This is a genomic window from Lentzea kristufekii, from assembly GCF_033949925.1.
In the GTDB taxonomy this organism is placed as follows: domain Bacteria; phylum Actinomycetota; class Actinomycetes; order Mycobacteriales; family Pseudonocardiaceae; genus Lentzea; species Lentzea kristufekii.
The window spans coordinates 13,459-33,773 of the sequence record NZ_JAXAVV010000003.1 but is presented as its reverse complement, the minus strand read 5'-3'; the positions used below and the strand labels follow the sequence as shown (position 1 = coordinate 33,773).

The window sequence follows — 20,315 nt, the reverse complement described above, 5'->3', positions numbered from 1 at the left end:
CTCACCCAGCTGTTCCGGACCTCGTACCGGCTGCCGCCCGGCATCACCGCCGAGGACGTTCCCGAGATCCAGGCCAGGGCCTTCGTGTTCTTCACCCGCAACACCAACACACCCGACGGCAAGCGGCGGGCCGTGGCGCGGCTGCGGGACGCGCAGGGAGTCGGCGGGGTCACCATCTCGATCGGCTTCGACGCCAAGAAGGACCTCGGCAACTGCGACGACCCCACGTGCCGGATCGAGGTGCGTGACGGCCAGCAGGTCCGGGTCATCCAGCTGCCGGTGCCCGGCCGGCCCGACTCGCAGGTCCTGTCCGCGAACGTCGTTCGGCCCGACGGCACGACCATCTCGGTGACCAGCGACAACATCGGCCGGTTCAGCGACGCCGTGTGGGGTGAACCTGACGTCGGCGGCGCACCGCAGCGGTCCGCGCCGCTGCTGGACCGCGAGGAGCTGATAAAGATCGCGACATTGCCGGGCCTCACCTTCTAACCTTGAGGCATGAACGACGTGACCGTGACGAGGACGCTGGTGGTGCCGGCGTCCGAGCTGCGCGAACGTTTTTCCAGGTCAGGTGGGCCGGGCGGGCAGGGAGTGAACACGGCGGACAGCCGCGTGGAGCTCTCGTTCGACCTGGCTGCCTCGCCGTCGATCCCCGATCACCTCAAGCAGCGGATGCTCGATCGGCTGGCCGGCAGGCTCGTCGACGGCGTGATCACGATCGCCGCCTCCGAGCACCGCGCGCAGCTGCAGAACCGCGCCGCCGCCCGCGAACGCCTCGCCGTGATCCTGCGCGAGGCCGCCGCGCCACCGCCTCCGGTGCGCAGGGCGACCAAGCCCACCAGGGGTTCGCAGGAACGCCGCATCGCCTCGAAGAAGCGCCGCGCGGACACCAAACGAGGCCGCGGCCGGTCAGGCTCCTGGGACTAGGGCATAGATCCGCTCGGGCCGGCCGGTTCCGCCGTACCGCAACCGGACCTCGGCCCGTCCCATCGACACGAAGTGCTCCAGGTACCGGCGCGCGCTCACCCGTGCGACGCCCGTCGACGAAGCGCACTCCGACGCCGACAGCCCTTCCGGGTGCGAGCGCAGCGCGTTCTCCACGAGCCGCGCGGTCTCCGGCGTCAACCCCTTGGGCAGCAACGGTTTCGAGGTAGGCCGCGCGCCGAAGACCTGGTCCACGTCCGCCTGCCCGGCCGAGTCGAGCCGGTGCAGCTTCTCCCGCAACGACGCGAAGTGCGCGAGCTGGTCGCGCAGGGCCGAGTAGTCGAACGGCTTGATCAGGTAGTGCAACACCCCGCCGCGCATCGCACTGCGCACCGTCTCGACGTCGGTCGCCGCCGTGATCACGATGACGTCCACGTCCTCGTTGGCGCGCAACGACTTCAGCACTTCGAGCCCGCTCATGTCCGGCAGGTAGATGTCGAGCAGCACGAGGTCGGGCTTCAGTTCCCGCACCAGCCGCAGCGCGTCCCCGCCGGTGTGCGCGACCCCGGCGATCTCGAACCCGTCGGTGCGCGCGACGTAACCGCTGTGCACCTTGGCCACCATGAAGTCGTCGTCGACGACCAGCACCCGGATCACCAGGGCAGCCTTGCCGTGAAGACCGAACCGGACACGCTCACCGAACCGCCGCGCCGCAGGCACGCCCGCCTGATCAGCGCGAGCCCGATGCCGCGTTCACCGTGCGATGCCGCCTTGGTCGTGAACCCGTGCCGGAACACCTCTTCCGCGAGTTCCGGCGCCACGCCGGGACCGGAGTCGCGCACCACGACCTGGACCTCGTCGTCCAACTGCGTCACACCTACCTCGATCCACTTCCCCGCGCCGTTCGTGTTCAGCGAACTCAGCGCGTCCAACGCGTTGTCGACGAGATTTCCCAGCACCATCACCAGGTCCGCCGACAGCGCCTCGTCGACCCTGCCCAGCACGCTGTCCGGGCCCATCCGCAGCGCCGCCCCGCGTTCGGCCGCGAGCGACGCCTTGGCGATCAGCAGCGCGGCCACGGCGGGGTCGCCGATCGACGAGCCGACCTCGGCCCGCCACTGGTCCTGCGCCGAGCTGATCTGGTGAATGTAGTTGGTGACCTCGTCGTACTCCTTGAGCGCGATCAGCCCGGCGATGGTGTGCAGCCGGTTCGCGAACTCGTGAGCCTGCGCCCGCAGGGTGTCCGTCGCGTGCTGTGAGGCGTCGAGTTCGTGTTGCAGCGCAAGGAGTTCCGTGCGATCTCGCAACGTCACGACGGCGCCGTCGCCGCCCTCGATCGGCATCCGGTTCAACGTCAGCACGACGCCCTGCCGCAGCACCAGCTGGTCGACGCCGGTCGCGCGTCCGGTCAGCACGTCGCGCAGGCGGTCGTTCAGCTCCAGCTCCTCGACCGACCGCCCGACCGCGTTCTCCGGCAGCGCCAGCAGGTCGCTCGCGTGGTCGTTGACCAGCGTGATCCGGTGCTGGCCGTCGAGACCGACGACGCCCTCGCGGATGCCGTGCAGCAACGCCTCGCGGTTCTCGACCAGCGCGGTGATCTCGTGCGGCTCCAGCCCGAGCGTCTGGTTCTTCACCCGGCGGGCCAGCAGCAACGACCCGGTGACGCCGATGATCAGCGCGATCGCGAGGTAGCGCAGCACGTCGACGGGCTGCTCCAGCGCACCGGCGAAGATGCCGGGGTCCTCCGCGCCGGCGACCACCATGCCGTTGACCTGGCGGCTCGTCGGGTCGAACACCGGCACGTGCGCCTCGATGGAGTCGCGGACCGTCCCCGTCCAGGACCTGCCCTCCAGCGCGGTGGTGCGGGTGTCCGAAGTGGTCCCGATCTGGGCCGGGTCCGGCGACGCGATCACGAGCCGCTTCTCGTCGAGGATCAGCACGTAGGAGGCGCCGGACAGGCTGCGCGCGGTCTCGGCGGGCGCGGACAGCAGGCGCCAGTTGCCCATCTGCTCCTGGACCAGCGAGTTCGCGGCGACCGTCTCGGCGACCGACAGCATCCGGCGTTCCTCGTTGGAGCGAAAGTTGCTGCCCGTCTGGACGACTGTCAGCGCGCCCACCGCGCCGAGTAGCAACGTGACGACTACCAGTTGCCATGCGAGGAGCTGACTGGCCAGGGAACGGCGGCGACGCATGTGACCTCCCGTGACCAGAAAGACCGAAAGAAACCTTAGAAGCGCAAGAGCGACATCAAGGTTTACACCAGAGCAACATGTCCAACCACGCGGACGAGAGGCGGGGATCACAGTGTCGGTGAAGGTGTGGGTGGCGGTGGCGGCGGCGTTGCTCGCCGTCCTGCTCGTGCCACCGCTGCTGACGCCGGGTGCGGACAGCGGCGAGGGCAGTCAGGTGCGGGCGCTGCGGGTGCTGGTGCCGAACGCGCCAGGCGGCGGTTACGACATCACGGCGCGCACGGCGGCGAAGGCCATGGAAGACGCTGACCTGCTGCGCAACGCCGAGGTGTTCAACCTCCCCGGCGCCGGCGGCACGGTCGGACTAGGCCGCACTGTCGGGGAGCGCGGCAACGGCAAGCTGATCATGTCGATGGGTCTGGGCGTCGTCGGCGCGGTGTACACGAACAAGTCGCCGAACTCGCTGCTCGACACCACCCCGATCGCGAAGCTGATCGAGGAACCGGACATCGTCGTGGTCGCGAAGGACTCGCCGTACACGTCGATGCAACAACTCGTCGACGCCTGGAAGGCCAACCCCGGCACGGTGACGGTCGGCGGCGGCTCGGCTCCCGGCGGCCCCGACCACCTGGCGCCGATGCTGATCGCGAAGGCCGTGGGCCTGCCTCCCAAGACCGTCAACTACATCCCGTTCGACGGTGGTGGCGAGCTGCTGGCGAGCGTTCTGGGCGGCAAGGTCGCGTTCGGCGTCTCCGGCGTCGGCGAGTACCGCGACCAGATCCAGGCCGGCACGCTGCGGGTGCTCGCGGTGACGAGCAAGGACCGCATCGAGGGCGTCGACGCGCCGACGTTGCAGCAGTCCGGTGTGGACGTCGAGTTCACCAACTGGCGCGGCATCGTCGCTCCTCCCGGCATCTCGCCGACCGACAAGGCGAAGCTCGTCGAGGTGTTCCAGAACCTCCAGAAGACGCCGCAGTGGAAGGAAGCGCTGCAGCGCAACGGCTGGACGGACGCCTTCGCGCCGGGAGACGAGTTCAGGACCTTCCTGGAAAACGAGAACAAGCGGGTGGCAACGGTGCTGAAGGACTTGGGGCTGGCATGACGACCGTGACGAAACCGGAGCGCAGGAGCTGGCTCCGCGACCACTCCGAGCTGGGCATCTGCGCCCTGCTGGTCGTGCTCGGCGTGCTGGTGCTCACCGACGCGCTGCGCATCCCCACCGACTTCGCCCAGCGCGGCCCGGTCGGCCCCAAGGCCGTGCCGATCCTGGTCGGCTCGCTGCTGCTGATCGTCGCCGCGCTGCTGGCCCGTGACGTGCTGCGCGGAGGCAGGGGCGAGGCGGAGGCAGGCGAGGACGTCGACCTGTCCGCACCCGCCGACTGGCGCACGGTTCTGCTGCTGTGCGGGGCTTTCCTCGCGAACGCCGTGCTGATCGGCGTGGTCGGGTTCCCCATCTCCGGCGCGATCCTGTTCTGGGGCGCGGCCTACGCCCTGGGCAGCCGCAACCTGGTGCGCGACCCGTTGATCGCGGCCGGCCTGTCGATCTTCACCTTCGTGGTGTTCAACAACCTGCTCGGCGTCCCCCTGCCCGGTGGCCCGTTGATGGAGGTGTTCTAGGTGGAACAACTGCTCGACGGCTTCGCGACCGCGCTGACGCCGACACACCTGCTGCTCGCCGCGATCGGCGTGCTCCTGGGCACCGCGATCGGCGTCCTGCCGGGCATCGGCCCGGCCATGGCGGTGGCCCTGCTGCTGCCCGTCACCTACGGCATGGAGCCGACCGGTGCGTTCATCATGTTCGCGGGCATCTACTACGGCGGCATGTTCGGCGGTTCGACCACGTCGATCCTGCTGAACACACCGGGTGAGAGCGCCGCGGTCGTGGCCGCCTTCGAAGGCAATCCCATGGCCCGCAAGGGACGGGGCGCGCAAGCGCTTGCCGCCGCTGCCATCGGCCACTTCACCGGCGGCATCATCGGCACGATCCTGATCGTCCTGCTCGCCCCGTTCGTCGCCAAGCACGCCGTCGACATCGGCGCGCCCGACCTGTTCGCCGTCATGGTGCTGGCGTTCATCGCCGTCACCTCGGTGCTCGGCGCGTCCCGCATCCGCGGGTTCGCCTCGCTGCTCATCGGCCTGACGCTCGGCCTGGTCGGCCTCGACGAGATGACCGGCCAGCAGCGGCTCACGTTCGGCTCGCTGCACCTCGCCGACGGCATCGACATCGTCGTGGTCGCGGTGGCGCTGTTCGCGGTCGGCGAGGCCCTGTGGGTCGCCGCCCACCTGCGCCGCAAGCCGTTCGAACCGATCCCGGTCGGCCGTCCGTGGCTGTCGAAGGCCGATCTCAAGCGCACCTGGAAGCCGTGGCTGCGCGGCCCGGTGATCGGGTTCCCGTTCGGCGCGATCCCGGCCGGCGGCGCGGAGATCCCGACGTTCCTGTCGTACGTGACGGAGAAGCGGCTCTCCAAGCACAAGGACGAGTTCGGCAAGGGCGCCATCGAGGGCGTGGCGGGCCCCGAGTCCACGGCCTCCGCCTCTGCGGCGGGCACCCTGGTCACGATGCTGACGCTGGGCCTGCCGACCACGGCGGTCGCGGCCGTCATGCTCGCGGCGTTCCAGCAGTACGGCATCCAGCCCGGCCCGTTGCTGTTCCAGCGCGAGTCCGGCCTGGTGTGGGCGCTGATCGCGTCGCTGTTCATCGGCCTGACGCTGCTGCTGGTGCTGAACCTGCCGCTGGCGCCCCTGTGGGCGAAGCTGCTGCGCATCCCGCGGCCGTACCTCTACGCGGGCATCCTGTTCTTCGCCTCGGTCGGTGCCTACGCGGTCAACGCGGACATCTTCGACCTGCTGCTGATGTTCGTGATCGGCCTGCTGGGCTTCGGCATGCGCCGCTACGGCCTGCCGGTGCTGCCCGCGATCATCGGCGTGATCCTCGGCCCGGCCGCGGAACAGCAGATGCGCCGCTCGCTGCAGCTCTCCGACGGCTCGCTGACCGGCCTGGTCAACAGCCCGATGGCGATCATCGTCTACGTGGTCGTCGTGGTGATCCTGTTCTTCCCGCTGCTCAAGCGGTTCCTGCCGAAGCCTCCGGCGGCGGCTGCGGAACCGGAACGCGAGAAGATCGACGCCTGATCGCACGAGGAAGGCCCCCGCTCAGGAACTTGAGCGGGGGCTTTCTCATGCGCTGCGCACGATCAGGATCGCGAACGGTTTCTCGTCCTCCGGCCCGCGCACCGTGAGCTCGGTCTGCTCACGCAACATCGCCCAAAGCTCCATCACGCGGGCCACCTGCGGTTCGGGCATCCCGCAGATCGTCACGAACGCCCGCACCTGCTCGGGTTTCGTCGGCAGCTTGCCGCGCTTGAACAACGAGTAGACCTGGCTGCGCGGCAGCCGTCTGCCCGCCCGGCGGTGGATCTCCGGCAGGGTAAGGCCAGACCTGACCTGGATCGTCCTCAACAGCTCGATGAACTCGGCCTCGGTCGCCGCTCGCAGTTCGGCGGTCGAGGTCGCGATCAGTGGCTGCACGGGAGGCGGGTCGATGCCGAGTTCCGCTCCGAGAATCGTGCTCATCTCGCGGTACGCCGCGATGGCCTCCGCGCGCCTTCCCGATCTCGACAGGCCGAGCAGGAGCTGCGGCCAGAGCCGGTGCAGGCGTTCGAGCGGATCGCCCTCCGGGTAGGTCATCGCTGCTCTTCCGGCCAGATCACCATCGGGTTCACGGGAGGCAACGGGCCGAACCTCGCGGTGAACGGGCGGCTGCGGCCCAGCGTGACCGTCACGGCCAGCACGGCGGCTGTCGTGGACACGGCGACGACCGGCGAGTGGTCGTGCGCGAGCATCCACGCCGTGAAGATGAACGCGGCCGTCGCCAGCATGACCGTGCTGGTGCCGGAGGTGGAGCACCGCCGGCGCGGGTGAAGAGCCCCGTTGTAGGGGGTGGTGGTCATCAGAAACTCCTGGATGGGGTCGGCGCAGGCGTCACCGCGCGCCGGGTGGACCAGCTGATTTGCGAACAGCGAAAGCCGGATGTGTGGAAAGCGTCCGTGCGGGCAATTGGCGTTGCCGCCGGACCCGGCGACATAACGGCTTGACCACGAGCATGTCACTCACACGGGTGATTGCCAACTGAATCGTCGTCCAGGTTTTTCATGTCCCCTGTGCAACGGTGTCCAACTCCGTCCAATCAGGTCCAACTGGCCAGTTTCTGTCCACTTTTTCGCAGTCGCTGACCACGAGGTGGTCGATTGGTCGTAATGTCCGCGTCCAATGCGGTCCAACTCTCTGGCCGGAGCTGTGGGTGACCGTTAGGCTCGCGAGCGCACCGGAATGCTATTCCGGTGGTGAGAAACCCCTGGCCGAGCTCTGGACCAGCTGAGCAGCGGGGTGCGGCCTCCTGTTGGCGCGGGAGGCCGTCACGCGCCGCCACTGCGCCACCCAGCCGTCGAGCGCCTCACACGGCTCTCCGCAGCCGGTCAGGAAGGCTCTCAGCGGTTCTTCGTGCTTCGGGGGCCGATAGGTGCACATCGCGTGCGCGCTGCTCTTCGCCAACGCCAGGTCGCCCGCGTTGATCGAGACCTGCCGGCACGACAATCCTCTCGAGGTGCGCAGCTGGTTGAGCGCGCGGACGAATTCGGTCCGGGTGGTGGCGCGGCATGCCGTCGCGAACGGACTGTCGTCCTCGCTGGGCGACATCGTGTTCGTCCTCCTGCTGAGGCGTTCTTCTCCCTTTGTGCGGGTGTAACGAACGGGGCGGCGCCCGCGAGAAAGGGAGCGGTGTTCGACTGTGTGAACGCGGATCTTACCTCCGTGTCCAGCACCTTTGTCGAACCGTTCAGTCGTGTCCGGATATTCCAAGATCGGCGAAACTGAAGTCGATTTCAGCAGGACAATCGTTCGCTTAGTTCGTTTGTCCAGATCAGCGAGTCGTTCGGGCTGTTATTGGTTCGTACCAAATGGAAAAGACCGCCCTGTTCGCTCGAGGCGGACAGGGCGGCCGTTGCTCCGAACGTCTCAGCCGTGCGTCGGGAAGCCCAGGTTCACGCCGTGCTGCTGCGGCCACCGGGCCGTGACGGCTTTGGCCCGCGTGTAGAACTTCACGCCCTCGGCGCCGTGCACGTGCGTGTCGCCGAACAGCGAGTCCTTCCAGCCGCCGAACGAGTAGTAGGCCATCGGCACGGGGATCGGGACGTTGATGCCGACCATGCCGACGTGCACGCGCCGCTGGTACTCGCGGGCGGCGAGCCCGTCACCCGTGTAGATCGCGGTGCCGTTGCCGTACGGGTTGGCGTTCACCAGCTCCAGCGCGTCCTCGAACGTGTCGGCGCGCACGACCGTCAGCACCGGGCCGAAGATCTCGTCGGTGTAGATGGTCATGTCGCGGGTGACGTGGTCGAACAGCGTCGGCGCCAGCCAGAAGCCGTTCTCCGCACCCTCCGGCGCGTACCCGCGGCCGTCCACGACCAGCGACGCACCGGCGGCCTCACCAGCGTCCACATAGGACCGAACCTTGTCCCGGTGCACACCGGTGACCAGCGGCCCCATCTGGGCTGCGGGATCGGTGCCCGGCAGCACGGACGGGTGCAGGTCGCGGGTCCGCGAGGCGATCTTCTCGACGAGCGCGTCACCCGTCTCACCCACGGCCACCACGACCGAGATGGCCATGCAGCGCTCGCCCGCGGAGCCGTAGCCTGCGGAGACGGCGGCGTCGGCGGCCACGTCGAGATCGGCGTCGGGCAGCACGACCATGTGGTTCTTGGCGCCGCCCAGCGCCTGCACGCGCTTGCCGGCCGCCGTGCCGCGCGAGTAGACGTGCCGCGCGATCGGGGTCGAGCCGACGAACGACGCGGCGGAGACGTCCGGGTGGTCCAGCAGCGCGTTGACCGCGAAGGCGTCGCCCTGCAGCACGTTCAGCACGCCGTCGGGCAGCCCGGCCTCCGCGAACAGCTCGGCCAGCCTGATGGACGCCGACGGGTCGCGCTCGGAAGGCTTGAGCACGAAGGTGTTCCCGGTCGCGATGGCGATGGGGAACATCCACATCGGCACCATCACGGGGAAGTTGAAAGGCGTGATGCCCGCGACGACGCCCAGGGGCTGCCGCAACGAGTACGCGTCGACGCCGCGCGAGACCTGCTCGGAGTGTTCGCCCTTCAGCAGCTGCGGGACGCCGCACGCGAACTCGACGACCTCAAGGCCGCGCTGCACCTCACCGGCCGCGTCCGAGAGCACCTTGCCGTGCTCGGACGTGATGATCGCGGCGAGCTCGTCGCGGTGGGTGTGCAGCAGGTGGCGGTACTCGAAGAGGATCCGCGACCGCGTCGACAACGACGACTCCGACCAGGACTGCGCCGCCTTCAGCGAGGACGCGACCGCGAGGTCGACGTCGGCCTGTTCGGCCAGCACGACCTGGGCGGCGACCTCACCGGTGGCGGGGTTGAAGACGTCGGAAGTCCGGGACGACACCCCGGTGGTGCGGGCGCCGTCGATCCAGTGCGGAATGGTGCTCAACGCGATCCTCCGTGTTTATTGGTCGCGGCTTCGCCGCTCCGGCGACTTCGCCTTGAAGTCGGCCGTCCGGCCCCCGCTTCCCGCCGAATCGCCTCCGGCGGTTGACAGGAAGAGGGAGCCGGACGACCGACGCGAAGTCGCTGGTGGAGCGGTCGTGCTGCGGACTACGAGCGAGGGATTGAGGAGATGGCGCACGGGTTCGGTGCGCTCTTCGCGAACGCGCTGCAGAAGCGCGTCGGCGGCCAACCGGCCGAACTCAGCACGGGGCTGGTCGATCGTGGTCAACGAGACGTGCCGCAACGCGGCAAGCGAAGTGTTGTCGTACCCCACGACGGACACGTCCTGAGGCACGCGCAGCCCGGCGTCCTCCAAAGCGGAGATCGCGCCGACGGCGTTGAAGTCGTTGCAGGAAAGGATGGCCGTGGGCAGGGCATCGTCAGCGATCAACCCACGGATTGCCCGCGCACCCGCCGCGTCCGTGTACTCGGACGACACGACCTGCGGCACGAGCCCGTGTGCCTCCATAGCGGCGACGTACCCGCGCCGCCGAGGCCCGGCCTGAGTGCCTTCACCGCCGTCTAAATGCGCAATGCGCGTGTGTCCCAACGAAACGAGGTGGTCGACAGCCAGGCGCGCACCCGTCTCCCCGTCGTCGTTCACAGTATCCACAGTGGACACGCGCGACGACCGGGCCACGAGCACGATCGGAAGTTGTTCGGCGGCCTTGCCGATCGCGGTCGCCGGCACGACGGGCGACAACAGGATCAGTCCGGCAGGGCGGAAGGACAGCAACGATTCCAGGGCCCGGCGCTCACGAGCGGGAGAGCGGCCACCGGTGTTGATGATGATGTCGAACCCCTGGTCGCGCGCCACCTCGTCGATGCCGTCCACGACCTCCGCGAAGAACGCGTTGTGCAGGTCGGACACCATCACGCCGAGAACGGTCGACGTGCGCGAGGCCAGCGACCGCGCCATGGCGTGCGGGGAGTACCCCAGCTCCTCCGCGGCCTTCAGAACAGCGGTGCGTCGCATCTCGCTCACCTTGGGTGAACCGCGCATCACCAGTGACACCAGTGCGCGGGACACGCCCGCCCGCAGAGCGACGTCTTCCATCGTCGGCCTGACCACCTGGAACCACCTCCCCTCACGTCACGAGCTGGAAACCCACCCTTGACACCCGTGTGACGGAAGCTACAGCATTAGAGCGCTCCAACCAATAGAGCGCTCTAACACTTCTCGGCGATGAACAGGGGAAACCTGCGATGCGGATCGGAGTAGCGGGTGTCGGCAGGATCGGCACCATGCATGCGACCAACCTCGCCGGACTGGATCGAGTCGACGAGGTGCTCCTCTTCGACCCGGTGCCCGGCAGGGCGTCGCAGGCGTCGGCGGAACTCGCCGGGACCAAGGCGGTCGACGACCTCGGCACGCTGCTGGACAACGTCGACGGCGTGCTGCTCGCCACCCCGACGAACACGCACCCCGAGATGCTCCGCGCGGCCATCGCGAAGGGCGTCCCCACGTTGTGCGAGAAGCCGATCGCGAGTGACGTCGCCGAGATGGCCGCGCTGATCGCGGACGTCGAGAAGTCCGGCGTCGAGGTGCTCGTGGGCTTCCAGCGCCGGTTCGACCCGGCCATCTACGAGCTGAACCGCCGCATCCGCGCGGGCGAGGTCGGGGACGTCTACCTGGTCAGGGCCGTCGGCAACGACGCGAACCCGCCGGACTTCTCCTACCTGCCCGCCTCCGGTGGCATCTTCCGCGACCTGCTGATCCACGACCTCGACTGCGTGCCGTGGCTCGTCGGCGAGCCGGTCGTCGAGGTCTACGCGAGCGGTTCCGTCCTCGTGCACCAGGCGTTCGCGGACGCCGACGACGTGGACAACGCCGTCGTGATGCTGAAGTTCGCGGGCGGCGCGCACGCCACGCTGGCCGGCGGACGGCACGACCCGGTCGGGTACGACCACCGCATCGAGGTGCTCGGCAGCAAGGACTCCCTGGTCGCGGGCGTCGACCCGCGCACCCCGCTGAACTCGCTGGAGCCCGGCGGCCACGTCGCCGGACCGGACGCCTACCCCGGCTTCCCCGAGCGCTTCCACCGCGCGTACGTCAACGAGATGAACCTGTTCACGCAGGTCATCAAGGGCGAGGTCGCGAACCCGTCCCCGGCGCGAGAGAGTTTGATCAGCCTCCGCCTGGCCGAAGCCTGTGAGCAGTCGCGCCGCAGTGGCGCACCGGTGCGGATCGAGGAATCGCGTCGGTCGTCCGGTCACCCGCTCCCGTCGAATTCGGCGGAGCCCAACTCGGCGGGAGCGAGTCGGCCGGACGACCGACTTGAAGGCGATTCCTCCGCGACGCCGGAGGCGGCGCCGTTCAACGCAGAGGGGAACTAGGCATGGCGAAGATCGCTGGGGCACCGATCTCCTGGGGCGTGTGCGAGGTGCCGGGCTGGGGCGAGGTGCTCCCGTCCGAAACGGTCCTGGCCGAGATGCACTCGCTGGGCCTCACCGCCACCGAACTCGGCCCGCCCGACTACCTGCCGGCCGACCCAGAACAGCTCAAGACCCTCCTGGCGGGCCACGACCTCACGCTGGTCGGCGGCTTCCTCGCGGTCACGCTGCACACCGACGTCCAGTCCACTCTGGACGAAGCCGGCCGCGTCGCCGCGATCCTGAAGGCCGGTGGCGCCGAGGTCCTCGTGCTCGCCGCCGCCACCGGGCTCGACGGCTACGACGAGACGCCGAAACTCACCGACGACGAGTGGAACACCCTCGTCGGCACCTGCGCGAAGATCCGTGAGATCGCCGCCGGGCACGGCCTCAAAACCGTGCTGCACCCGCACGTGGGCACCCACGTCGAGCGGGAGGCGGAGGTCGACAGGTTCCTCGCGGACTCCGATCTCCAGCTCTGCCTGGACACCGGCCACCTCCTCATCGGTGGCACGGACCCGGTCGAGCTGGCGCGCCGCTACCCGGACCGGATCGGTCACGTGCACCTCAAGGACGTGCGTGACGAGATCGCGGCGAAGGTGCGCAGCGGCGAGCTCAGTTACACCGATGCCGTGGAACAGGGCATCTACGTGCCGCTCGGGGACGGCGACGTGGACGTGGAAGCGCTGGTGAAGCTCGTCCAGGAGGCGGGTTACACCGGTTGGTTCGTCCTGGAGCAGGACACCCAGCTCAAGGGCGGAAGTCCAGTGGACAAGCCACTGAAGGACACCGCGCGCAGTCTCGCGCACCTCAGCAAGATCCTCTGAAGGGACTGGAGACGATGAAGTCTCGTCTGGTCATCCGCGCGGGCGTCGCTCTCGCCGGTGTTGCTCTACTCGCCGCCTGCAGCGGTCCCACGGGAACCAACACCCAGAACACGCAGAACAACAGCTCGCAGGCCTCCGGAGACCTCAAGGTCGCCGTCATCACCCACGGCACCGCCGGCGACGCGTTCTGGAGCGTCGTCAAGGTGGGCGCCGAGGACGCGGCCAAGCAGCTCAGCGTCGGCGTCACCTACAACTCCGACGGCGACCCCGGCGCCCAGGCCAAGCTGATCGACAACGCCGTGTCGCAGAAGGTCGGCGGCATCGTCGTGTCGATGGCGAACCCGGACGCGCTCAAGACGTCCATCGACAACGCGGTGAAGGCCGGCATCCCGGTCATCACGATCAACTCCGGCAGCGCGAAGAGCGCGGAGTTCGGTGCCATGGCGCACGTCGGCCAGGAGGAGTCGATCGCCGGTGAGGAAGCCGGCAAGAAGCTCAAGGCCGCCGGCAAGACCAAGCTGCTCTGCGTGATCCACGAGGCCGGCAACTCGGGCCTCAACCAGCGTTGCGACGGTGCCCGCAGCGGCTTCGGCGGCGCGGTGGAGAACCTCCAGGTCGACATCTCCAACCCGACCGACATCGAGGCCCGCATCAAGGCCAAGCTGCAGTCCGACACCGCCGTCGACGGCGTGCTGGCGCTGAACCCGCAGGTCGCCGTGAACGCGGCCTCCGCGATCAAGGGCGCGGGCTCGAAGGCGCAGGTCGCGACGTTCGACCTGAACGCCGACGTGGTCAGCTCGATCAAGGCCGGCGACGTGCTGTTCGCCGTCGACCAGCAGCAGTACCAGCAGGGCTACCTGCCGATCGTGATGCTGAAGCTGTTCAAGGACAACGCCAACACCCTCGGTGGCGGCAAGCCCGTCCTCACCGGTCCCGGCTTCGTCGACAAGTCCAACGTGGACAAGGTCGCGGAGTACGCCAAGAACGGCAAGAGGTAAGGAGGAGGCGGGGAGATGACCGTGACGGCCACAGCTCCACCGGCTGCCGACGAACGGCTGGGCAAGCCCAGGGCGATGGATCAGCTGATCAAACGCCCGGAGATCGGCGCCATGCTCGGCGCACTGCTGGTGTTCCTGTTCTTCTCCGTGGTCACCGAGCAGTTCCTGAGCGTGGGTGGTGCCGCCACCTGGCTGGACGACGCCTCCATGCTCGGCATCATGGCCGTCGCGGTGGCGATGCTCATGATCGGTGGCGAGTTCGACCTGTCCGCCGGTGTCATGACCGCGTCCACCGCGCTCGTCACGGCTCTCCTCGCCACCCAGCTGGGGCTCAACGTCTGGCTGGCGTTGCTGGTGTCGCTCGCCTTCGCCCTGGCGGTGGGCGCGCTGAACGGCTGGCTCGTGATGCGCACGGGCCTGCCGAGCTTCATCGTGACGCTGGGCAGCTTCCTCGCGTTGCAGGGCCTCAACCTCGGCATCACGCGCCTGGTGACGGGCAGCGTGCAGGTGTCGGGCATGCGCGAGGCCGCCGGGTACGAGTCGGCCGGGTTCCTGTTCGCGTCGACGTTCCAGATCGGCGGCACGAGCTTCTACGTGTCGATCATCTGGTGGGTCCTGTTCACCGTCGTCGCGTCGACGGTGTTGATGCGCACCAGGTTCGGCAACTGGATCTTCGCGATCGGTGGTGCCGCGCAGAGTTCACGCGCGGTCGGTGTGCCGGTCGTGCGGTCGAAGATCCTGCTGTTCATGACGACGGCGTTCGCCGCGTGGCTCGTGGGCTCGATCAACATCCTGCGGTACGCGAGCGTGCAGGCGAACCAGGGCATCGGCCTCGAGTTCCAGTACATCATCGCGGCGGTGATCGGTGGCTGCCTGCTCACCGGCGGCTTCGGTTCCGCGGTGGGTGCGGCGATCGGCGCGCTGATCTTCGGCATGGCCCGGCAGGGCATCGTCTACGCGGGCTGGAACAGCGACTGGTTCCAGCTGTTCCTCGGCGTGATGCTGCTGGCCGCCGTGCTGGTGAACAACATGCTGCGCCGCCGAGCGGAAAGGGTCCGGCGATGACGCCCCTCATCGAGACCGAGAACATCGGCAAGACCTACGGCAGCGTCATCGCGCTGAGCGAGGTGTCCACCGTGGTCAACGCGGGTGAGGTCACCTGCGTGCTCGGCGACAACGGCGCCGGGAAGTCGACCCTGATCAAGATCCTGGCCGGTGTCCACCAGCACGACCAGGGCTCGTTCAAGGTCGAGGGCGAGGAGATCAAGTTCTCGTCGCCCCGCGAGGCGCTGGACCACGGCATCGCGACCGTGTACCAGGACCTCGCGGTCGTGCCGCTGATGTCGGTGTGGCGCAACTTCTTCCTGGGCTCCGAGCCCACGACGAAGTTCGGCTTCCTGGACCGCAAGAAGGGCAAGGAGGTCACCAAGAAGGCGTTGTCCGACATGGGCATCGACCTCCGGGACGTCGAGCAGCCGGTCGGCACGCTGTCCGGTGGCGAACGGCAGTGCGTCGCCATCGCCCGCGCCGTGCACTTCGGCGCCAAGGTGCTGATCCTGGACGAGCCGACGGCCGCGTTGGGCGTGAAGCAGGCAGGAGTGGTGCTGAAGTACGTGGCCCAGGCGCGTGATCGCGGCCTCGGCGTCGTGCTGATCACCCACAACCCGCACCACGCCTACCCGGTCGGCAACCGGTTCCTGCTGCTCAAGCGCGGCCGCGCGCTGGGCAGCTACGAGAAGTCCGAGATCGACATCGGTGAGCTGACCCGGCAGATGGCCGGCGGCGCCGAGCTGGAAGCGCTGGAGCACGAGCTGCGGGGTGTCGAGGCGTGACGTCGCTGGAAGTGCTGACCGTCGGCCGGGTCGGGGTCGACCTCTACCCGGAGCAGTCCGGGGTGGCGCTGGCCCAGGTCGGCACGTTCGCCAAGTCGCTCGGCGGGACCGCGACCAACGTCGCGGTCGCCGCCGCGCGGCTCGGCCGTCGCGCCGGCGTGCTGACGAAGGTCGGCCCGGACGGCTTCGGCACCTACGTCCGCGAGGCGCTGGAAGGCTTCGGGGTGTCGTCGGAGTACGTCGGCACCTCGCCGGACCTCCTGACACCGGTGGTGTTCTGCGAGCTCAACCCGCCCGCGGACCCGCCGTTGCTGTTCTACCGGCTGCCGATCGCGCCGGACCTCACGATCGGCGAGGACGACGTGCCGTGGTCGCTCGTGCGCGACGTCCCGCTGTTGTGGGTCACCGGCACCGGAGTCTCCGCCGAGCCCGCCCGCACTTCGCAGCGGATGATGCTCGCCAACCGCGCCCGGCACGGCCACACCGTGCTGGACCTGGACTACCGGCCGATGTTCTGGCCGGACGCCGAGACCGCGCGCGCCGAGATCAGCTGGATGCTCGACCACGTGACGGTCGCCGTGGGCAACCGGACCGAGTGCGAGATCGCGGTCGGCACGTCCGACCCGGACGAGGCCGCTGATCGGCTGCTGGAGCGCGGAATCTCGCTGGCCTTGGTCAAAAAGGGTGCTGAGGGCGTTCTCGTCGCCACGCCCGAGGGCCGGTGGACCGTCGAGCCGAACCCGGTCGAGGTGGTCTGCGGGCTGGGCGCCGGTGACGCGTTCGGCGGGTCCCTGGTGCACGGCCTGCTGTCCGGCTGGGACCCGGTGAAGATCGCCCGCTACGCCAACGCGGCCGGTGCGATCGTCGCTTCCCGCCTGGCCTGTGCCGACGCGATGCCCGACCAGAAAGAGATCGAGGAACTGCTGTGATCACCGACGGCCAGTGGCGCGAACTGTTGTGGCGGCGGGCTGAGGACCCCGGCTCGATCAGACGGGCCTACCAGTCGCGCAAGCGGCGGAACTCGTTGCTGAACGGCAAGTCCACGCTGTTCCTGGTCGCGGCGGACCACCCGGCGCGCGGTGCGCTCGGCGTGGGCGGCGACCCGATGGCGATGGCCGACCGGCGCTCGCTGCTGGCCCGTCTGCTGACGGCGCTGGCGAATCCCGACGTCGACGGTGTGCTGGGCACGCCGGACGTGATCGAGGACCTGCTGCTGCTGGACGGCCTGGACGAACGCGTGGTCATCGGCTCGATGAACCGCGGTGGCCTGGCCGGTGCGGACTGGGAGATCGACGACAGGTTCACCGCGTACGACGCGTCGTCCATCGCGACGTTCGGGCTCGACGGCGGCAAGATGCTGCTGCGCCTGGTCGACTCGGACCCCGGCACGATCCCGACGCTGGAAGGCTGCGCGCGAGCCGTCACGGAACTCGCCGAGCACGGCCTGATGGCGATGGTCGAGCCGTTGCCCTACAAGCGTGATCACAACGACAAACTGGTGCTGCAGAAGGACTCCGCGGCACTCTCGCGTGCGTCGGCCGTGGCTGCCGGACTGGGCTCGACCTCCGCGTACACCTGGCTGAAGCTGCCCGCGCCGCAGGAACCGGAGATCGTGCTGGACACCACCGCGTTGCCCGCCCTGGTGCTCGGCGGTGTGCCGTCCGCGAATCCCGAGGACGACCTCGCGTCGTGGGGCCGTTCGCTGCGGCACCCGACCGTGCGTGGCCTGGTCGTCGGCCGTGCGTTGCTCTACCCGCCGGACGGCGATGTCGCCGCGGCCGTCGCCGCTGCCGCCGAAATCCTGCGCACCGCGAAGGGGGTCACGGAATGACCTTGCACCGTCCACACGGGACTCTCTCGACCGCGACCGACGTCATCCACCTGACGCCGGAGGACGCGAGCTGGACGTACACCGGTCTGCGCGTGCTGCGGATCGAGGCCGGATGGGTGCGCACGATCGAGACCGGCGAGTACGAGGCGTTCGTGCTGCCCCTCGCCGGGTCGCTGACGGTCGAGGTGGACGACGAGCGGTACGAGCTGCAGGGCCGCGACTCGGTGTTCACCCGCGTCACGGACTTCGCTTACGTGCCGCGCGACGCGTCGGTCACGCTGTCCTCTGTGGACGGCTGTGAGATCGCACTTCCGATGGCACGCTGCGAGAACCGCCTGACGCCGAAGTACGGTCCGGCCGACGGTGTTCGCGTCGAGGTGCGCGGCTCCGGCAACGCGACCCGCCAGGTCACGAACTTCGGCGTGCCGGGCGTGTGGGACCACGCGGACAAGCTCAACGCCTGCGAGCTGATCACCCCGGACGGCAACTGGTCCTCGTACCCGCCGCACAAGCACGACGAGTCCGAGCCGTGCGAGGTGAACAACGAGGAGATCTACTACTTCCGCATCGCCGACCGAGACGGCGTGACACCGTCCCGCAACGGCTTCGGCTTCCACCGCACGTACACCGACGACGGCACGATCGACGAGGACGTGACCGTGCGGGACGGCGACGTCTTCCTGATCCCACGCGGCTACCACGGTCCGTGCGTCGCAGCGCCGGGATATCCCATGTACTACCTGAACGTCCTGGCCGGTCCGGGTTCCGAGCGCTCGATGGCGTTCTGCGACGACCCGGCCCACACCTGGATCCGCGACAGCTGGGCGACGCAGGAACTCGATTCCCGTTGCCCGGTCACGACCGCAGAGGGACGGGTCAAGTGAAGCTCACGACCGCTCAGGCACTGGTCCGCTGGATGCTGGCCCAGCGCACCGAACTCTTCGACGGCACCGTCGCGCCGCTGTTCCCCGGCGTGTTCGCGATCTTCGGCCACGGCAACGTCCTCGGCCTCGGCAACGCGCTGGAGGAGGTCCGCGACCGGCTTCCGGTGTGGCGAGGCCACAACGAGCAGGGCATGGCCCTCGCCGCCGTAGGCATCGGCAAGGCCACCCACCGCCGCCAGGTGGGCGTCGCCACGTCGTCCATCGGGCCTGGCGCCCTGAACATGGTCACCGCGGCGGGCGTGGCCCACGCCAACCGCCTGCCGCTGTTGCTCCTGCCGGGCGACACCTTCACCGGCCGCGCCCCGGACCCCGTTCTCCAGCAGGTGGAGCACTTCCACGACCCGACCGCGACGGTCAACGACGCGTTCCGCGCGGTCAGCCGCTACTTCGACCGCATCACCCGTCCCGAACAGCTGCTCTCGACGTTGCCCCAGGTTGCCCGGGTCCTGACCGACCCGGCCGACTGCGGCCCGGTGACGCTGGCCCTGCCCCAGGACGTCCAGGCGGAGTCGTACGACTTCCCGGATGCCCTGTTCGCCCCCGTGGTCCACCGCCCGCTGCGCCAGCGCCCGGACCTGCTCGCTCTGGCCGAGGCCGCCTCGGCGATCCGCAACGCCTCCCGCCCGCTGCTGGTCCTGGGCGGTGGCGTCCGCTACTCGGGCGCTGCGGGCCGCGCCCTCCGCTTCGCCGAACAGCACAACATCCCGGTCGTCGAGACGACGGCGGGCCGGACGCTGGTCCCGCACGACCACCCGCTGCACTCGGGCCCGCTGGGCATCACCGGCTCGACCTCGGCGAACGTCCTGGCCGGGGAGGCGGACCTGGTCATCGCCGTGGGCACCCGCCTGCAGGACTTCACCACCGCGTCCTGGACCGTCTTCTCCCCTGACGCGCACCTGCTCTCCCTGAACGCGGCCCGCTTCGACGCCGTGAAGCACGGCTCGTTCGCCCTCGTGGCCGACGCCGACGAGGGCCTGCGCGAACTGACGGACCTGCTGGCGTCCTGGCAGGCTCCGGCCTCCTGGTCGGCGCGGGCGCTGGCGGAACGCACGAAGTGGGACGCCCACATCACCTCGCTGCGCGCTCCCGGAAGCGGCCTGCCGACGTACGCCCAGGTAGTAGGCGTGGTGAACGACGTCAGCGAACCCACCGACTACGTCATGACCGCGTCCGGCGGCCTCCCCGGCGAACTGATCGGCGGCTGGCGGGCCACCGGTGAGTCCACAATGGACGTCGAGTACGGCTTCTCCTGCATGGGCTACGAACTGGCCGGCGCCTGGGGAGCCGCGATCGCCCACACCCAGGGCGTCGTCACCACCCTCCTCGGCGACGGCTCGTACCTGATGCTGAACTCCGAACTCTTCTCGGCCGCCTTCGCGGGCCACGGCTTCGTGGCCGTCGTCTGCGACAACGACGGCTACGCGGTGATCCACCGCCTGCAGACCGGTCAGGGCGGCGCGGGCTTCAACAACCTCTACGCCGACTGCACGACCGGCCACTCCGAACCCCCGCGCACCGACTTCGCCGCCCACGCCTCGGCGATGGGCTGCGCGGTCTTCCCCGTCGACTCGCTGGCCGACCTGGAAGGCGCTTACCGCAAGGCCCGCGAGGTGGCCGTCGCCGAGAAACGCCCTGCCGTGGTCGTGATCCGCACGCACCCGTCGTCGTGGACCGAGGCCGGGGCCTGGTGGGAGGTCGGCGTGCCCGAGGTGTCGCACCGGTCGGAGATCGCGGCGGCCCGTGAAGAAGTGCTGGAGGGCAAGGCCAGGCAGGTCCGCTACCTGAGCTGAACTCCAACAGCGGATACCGCCGGACGGTGGCCATCACGAGGATG

Annotated in this window: 20 protein-coding genes; 13 read left to right on the top strand and 7 right to left on the bottom strand. The window is 69.1% G+C overall.

Annotation, left to right across the window (positions count from 1 at the left end; genetic code table 11):
- Window positions 1-498 precede the first annotated feature (498 nt).
- The gene (gene arfB / locus SK571_RS06945) at window positions 499-927 is read left to right on the top strand and encodes an alternative ribosome rescue aminoacyl-tRNA hydrolase ArfB (RefSeq protein ID WP_319983196.1); all 429 of its coding nucleotides are present in this window, start codon (window positions 499-501) and stop codon (window positions 925-927) included.
- On the opposite strand, the gene SK571_RS06940 is transcribed toward arfB, so the two are convergent.
- Both SK571_RS06940 and SK571_RS06935 read right to left on the bottom strand, forming a co-directional pair.
- Complete coding sequence (locus tag SK571_RS06940) at window positions 910-1,581, bottom strand: response regulator (RefSeq protein ID WP_319983195.1); 672 nt, start codon at window positions 1,579-1,581, stop codon at window positions 910-912. The two genes, arfB and SK571_RS06940, sit on opposite strands and share 18 nt — an antisense overlap.
- On the bottom strand, window positions 1,578-3,116 hold the full coding sequence (locus SK571_RS06935; protein ID WP_319983194.1) for a sensor histidine kinase: 1,539 nt from the start codon (window positions 3,114-3,116) through the stop codon (window positions 1,578-1,580). The genes SK571_RS06940 and SK571_RS06935 overlap by 4 nt, the downstream gene beginning before the upstream one ends.
- A gap of 130 nt (window positions 3,117-3,246) precedes the next feature.
- Here SK571_RS06935 and SK571_RS06930 point away from each other — a divergent pair, with 130 nt between their 5' ends.
- From SK571_RS06930 to SK571_RS06920, 3 genes are read left to right on the top strand one after another with little or no spacing between them, the layout of a single operon-like run.
- Window positions 3,247-4,215, top strand: a complete 969-nt coding sequence (locus SK571_RS06930; protein WP_245983175.1) for a Bug family tripartite tricarboxylate transporter substrate binding protein — start codon at window positions 3,247-3,249, stop codon at window positions 4,213-4,215.
- The gene (locus SK571_RS06925) at window positions 4,212-4,730 is read left to right on the top strand and encodes a tripartite tricarboxylate transporter TctB family protein (protein ID WP_319983193.1); all 519 of its coding nucleotides are present in this window, start codon (window positions 4,212-4,214) and stop codon (window positions 4,728-4,730) included. Before SK571_RS06930 ends, SK571_RS06925 begins: the two co-directional genes overlap by 4 nt.
- The gene (locus SK571_RS06920; RefSeq protein ID WP_319983192.1) at window positions 4,731-6,245 is read left to right on the top strand and encodes a tripartite tricarboxylate transporter permease; all 1,515 of its coding nucleotides are present in this window, start codon (window positions 4,731-4,733) and stop codon (window positions 6,243-6,245) included.
- Window positions 6,246-6,290: 45 nt separating this feature from the next.
- Here SK571_RS06920 and SK571_RS06915 read toward each other — a convergent pair whose 3' ends face one another.
- The 5 genes from SK571_RS06915 to SK571_RS06895 all read right to left on the bottom strand — a co-directional run bounded on the left by SK571_RS06915 (window position 6,291) and on the right by SK571_RS06895 (window position 10,748).
- Entirely contained in the window at window positions 6,291-6,800 is a 510-nt protein-coding gene (locus SK571_RS06915; RefSeq protein ID WP_319983191.1) for a BTAD domain-containing putative transcriptional regulator, read from the bottom strand.
- Window positions 6,797-7,063 carry a hypothetical protein gene (locus SK571_RS06910; protein ID WP_319983190.1) on the bottom strand — a complete coding sequence of 89 codons (267 nt, stop codon included), beginning with the start codon at window positions 7,061-7,063 and terminating at the stop codon, window positions 6,797-6,799. The genes SK571_RS06915 and SK571_RS06910 overlap by 4 nt, the downstream gene beginning before the upstream one ends.
- Window positions 7,064-7,445: 382 nt before the next feature.
- Window positions 7,446-7,808, bottom strand: coding sequence for a hypothetical protein (locus SK571_RS06905; protein WP_319983189.1), 363 nt, complete (start codon window positions 7,806-7,808; stop codon window positions 7,446-7,448).
- 318 nt (window positions 7,809-8,126) lie between these two features.
- On the bottom strand, window positions 8,127-9,620 hold the full coding sequence (locus tag SK571_RS06900; protein ID WP_319983188.1) for a CoA-acylating methylmalonate-semialdehyde dehydrogenase: 1,494 nt from the start codon (window positions 9,618-9,620) through the stop codon (window positions 8,127-8,129).
- Window positions 9,621-9,635: 15 nt separating this feature from the next.
- Window positions 9,636-10,748: a LacI family DNA-binding transcriptional regulator gene (locus SK571_RS06895; protein ID WP_319983187.1), complete on the bottom strand. Its 1,113-nt coding sequence runs from the start codon at window positions 10,746-10,748 to the stop codon at window positions 9,636-9,638.
- Between the two features lie 134 nt (window positions 10,749-10,882).
- Between SK571_RS06895 and SK571_RS06890 the strand changes: the two genes are divergently transcribed.
- The 9 genes from SK571_RS06890 to iolD are packed head-to-tail and all read left to right on the top strand — an operon-like array spanning window position 10,883 to window position 20,271.
- Window positions 10,883-12,013, top strand: a complete 1,131-nt coding sequence (locus SK571_RS06890) for a Gfo/Idh/MocA family protein (RefSeq protein ID WP_319983186.1) — start codon at window positions 10,883-10,885, stop codon at window positions 12,011-12,013.
- Between the two features lie 2 nt (window positions 12,014-12,015).
- Window positions 12,016-12,876, top strand: coding sequence for a TIM barrel protein (locus SK571_RS06885; RefSeq protein ID WP_319983185.1), 861 nt, complete (start codon window positions 12,016-12,018; stop codon window positions 12,874-12,876).
- Window positions 12,877-12,890: 14 nt separating this feature from the next.
- Window positions 12,891-13,874: a sugar ABC transporter substrate-binding protein gene (locus SK571_RS06880; RefSeq protein WP_319983184.1), complete on the top strand. Its 984-nt coding sequence runs from the start codon at window positions 12,891-12,893 to the stop codon at window positions 13,872-13,874.
- A gap of 15 nt (window positions 13,875-13,889) precedes the next feature.
- Window positions 13,890-14,939, top strand: coding sequence for an ABC transporter permease (locus tag SK571_RS06875; protein WP_319983183.1), 1,050 nt, complete (start codon window positions 13,890-13,892; stop codon window positions 14,937-14,939).
- Complete coding sequence (locus SK571_RS06870) at window positions 14,936-15,706, top strand: ATP-binding cassette domain-containing protein (protein ID WP_319983182.1); 771 nt, start codon at window positions 14,936-14,938, stop codon at window positions 15,704-15,706. Before SK571_RS06875 ends, SK571_RS06870 begins: the two co-directional genes overlap by 4 nt.
- Window positions 15,703-16,635 (top strand): 5-dehydro-2-deoxygluconokinase, encoded by a 933-nt coding sequence (iolC, locus tag SK571_RS06865; RefSeq protein WP_319983181.1) that lies wholly within the window; start codon window positions 15,703-15,705, stop codon window positions 16,633-16,635. Before SK571_RS06870 ends, iolC begins: the two co-directional genes overlap by 4 nt.
- Window positions 16,632-17,537, top strand: a complete 906-nt coding sequence (locus SK571_RS06860) for a Cgl0159 family (beta/alpha)8-fold protein (protein WP_319983180.1) — start codon at window positions 16,632-16,634, stop codon at window positions 17,535-17,537. The genes iolC and SK571_RS06860 overlap by 4 nt, the downstream gene beginning before the upstream one ends.
- Entirely contained in the window at window positions 17,534-18,421 is an 888-nt protein-coding gene (gene iolB, locus SK571_RS06855) for a 5-deoxy-glucuronate isomerase (RefSeq protein ID WP_319983179.1), read from the top strand. Before SK571_RS06860 ends, iolB begins: the two co-directional genes overlap by 4 nt.
- The gene (gene iolD, locus SK571_RS06850) at window positions 18,418-20,271 is read left to right on the top strand and encodes a 3D-(3,5/4)-trihydroxycyclohexane-1,2-dione acylhydrolase (decyclizing) (protein ID WP_319983178.1); all 1,854 of its coding nucleotides are present in this window, start codon (window positions 18,418-18,420) and stop codon (window positions 20,269-20,271) included. The genes iolB and iolD overlap by 4 nt, the downstream gene beginning before the upstream one ends.
- Window positions 20,272-20,315: the final 44 nt, after the last annotated feature.

What these genes read in the sequence shown, in the direction of transcription:
- SK571_RS06910 (WP_319983190.1), bottom strand. Translation starts at nt 7,063, where the DNA reads ATGACCACCACCCCCTACAACGGGGCTCTTCACCCGCGCCGGCGGTGC.
- SK571_RS06925 (WP_319983193.1), top strand. Translation starts at nt 4,212, where the DNA reads ATGACGACCGTGACGAAACCGGAGCGCAGGAGCTGGCTCCGCGACCAC.
- SK571_RS06915 (WP_319983191.1), bottom strand. Translation starts at nt 6,800, where the DNA reads ATGACCTACCCGGAGGGCGATCCGCTCGAACGCCTGCACCGGCTCTGG.
- SK571_RS06875 (WP_319983183.1), top strand. Translation starts at nt 13,890, where the DNA reads ATGACCGTGACGGCCACAGCTCCACCGGCTGCCGACGAACGGCTGGGC.
- arfB (WP_319983196.1), top strand. Translation starts at nt 499, where the DNA reads ATGAACGACGTGACCGTGACGAGGACGCTGGTGGTGCCGGCGTCCGAG.
- SK571_RS06880 (WP_319983184.1), top strand. Translation starts at nt 12,891, where the DNA reads ATGAAGTCTCGTCTGGTCATCCGCGCGGGCGTCGCTCTCGCCGGTGTT.
- SK571_RS06885 (WP_319983185.1), top strand. Translation starts at nt 12,016, where the DNA reads ATGGCGAAGATCGCTGGGGCACCGATCTCCTGGGGCGTGTGCGAGGTG.
- SK571_RS06890 (WP_319983186.1), top strand. Translation starts at nt 10,883, where the DNA reads ATGCGGATCGGAGTAGCGGGTGTCGGCAGGATCGGCACCATGCATGCG.
- SK571_RS06905 (WP_319983189.1), bottom strand. Translation starts at nt 7,808, where the DNA reads ATGTCGCCCAGCGAGGACGACAGTCCGTTCGCGACGGCATGCCGCGCC.
- iolB (WP_319983179.1), top strand. Translation starts at nt 17,534, where the DNA reads ATGACCTTGCACCGTCCACACGGGACTCTCTCGACCGCGACCGACGTC.
- SK571_RS06870 (WP_319983182.1), top strand. Translation starts at nt 14,936, where the DNA reads ATGACGCCCCTCATCGAGACCGAGAACATCGGCAAGACCTACGGCAGC.
- SK571_RS06935 (WP_319983194.1), bottom strand. Translation starts at nt 3,116, where the DNA reads ATGCGTCGCCGCCGTTCCCTGGCCAGTCAGCTCCTCGCATGGCAACTG.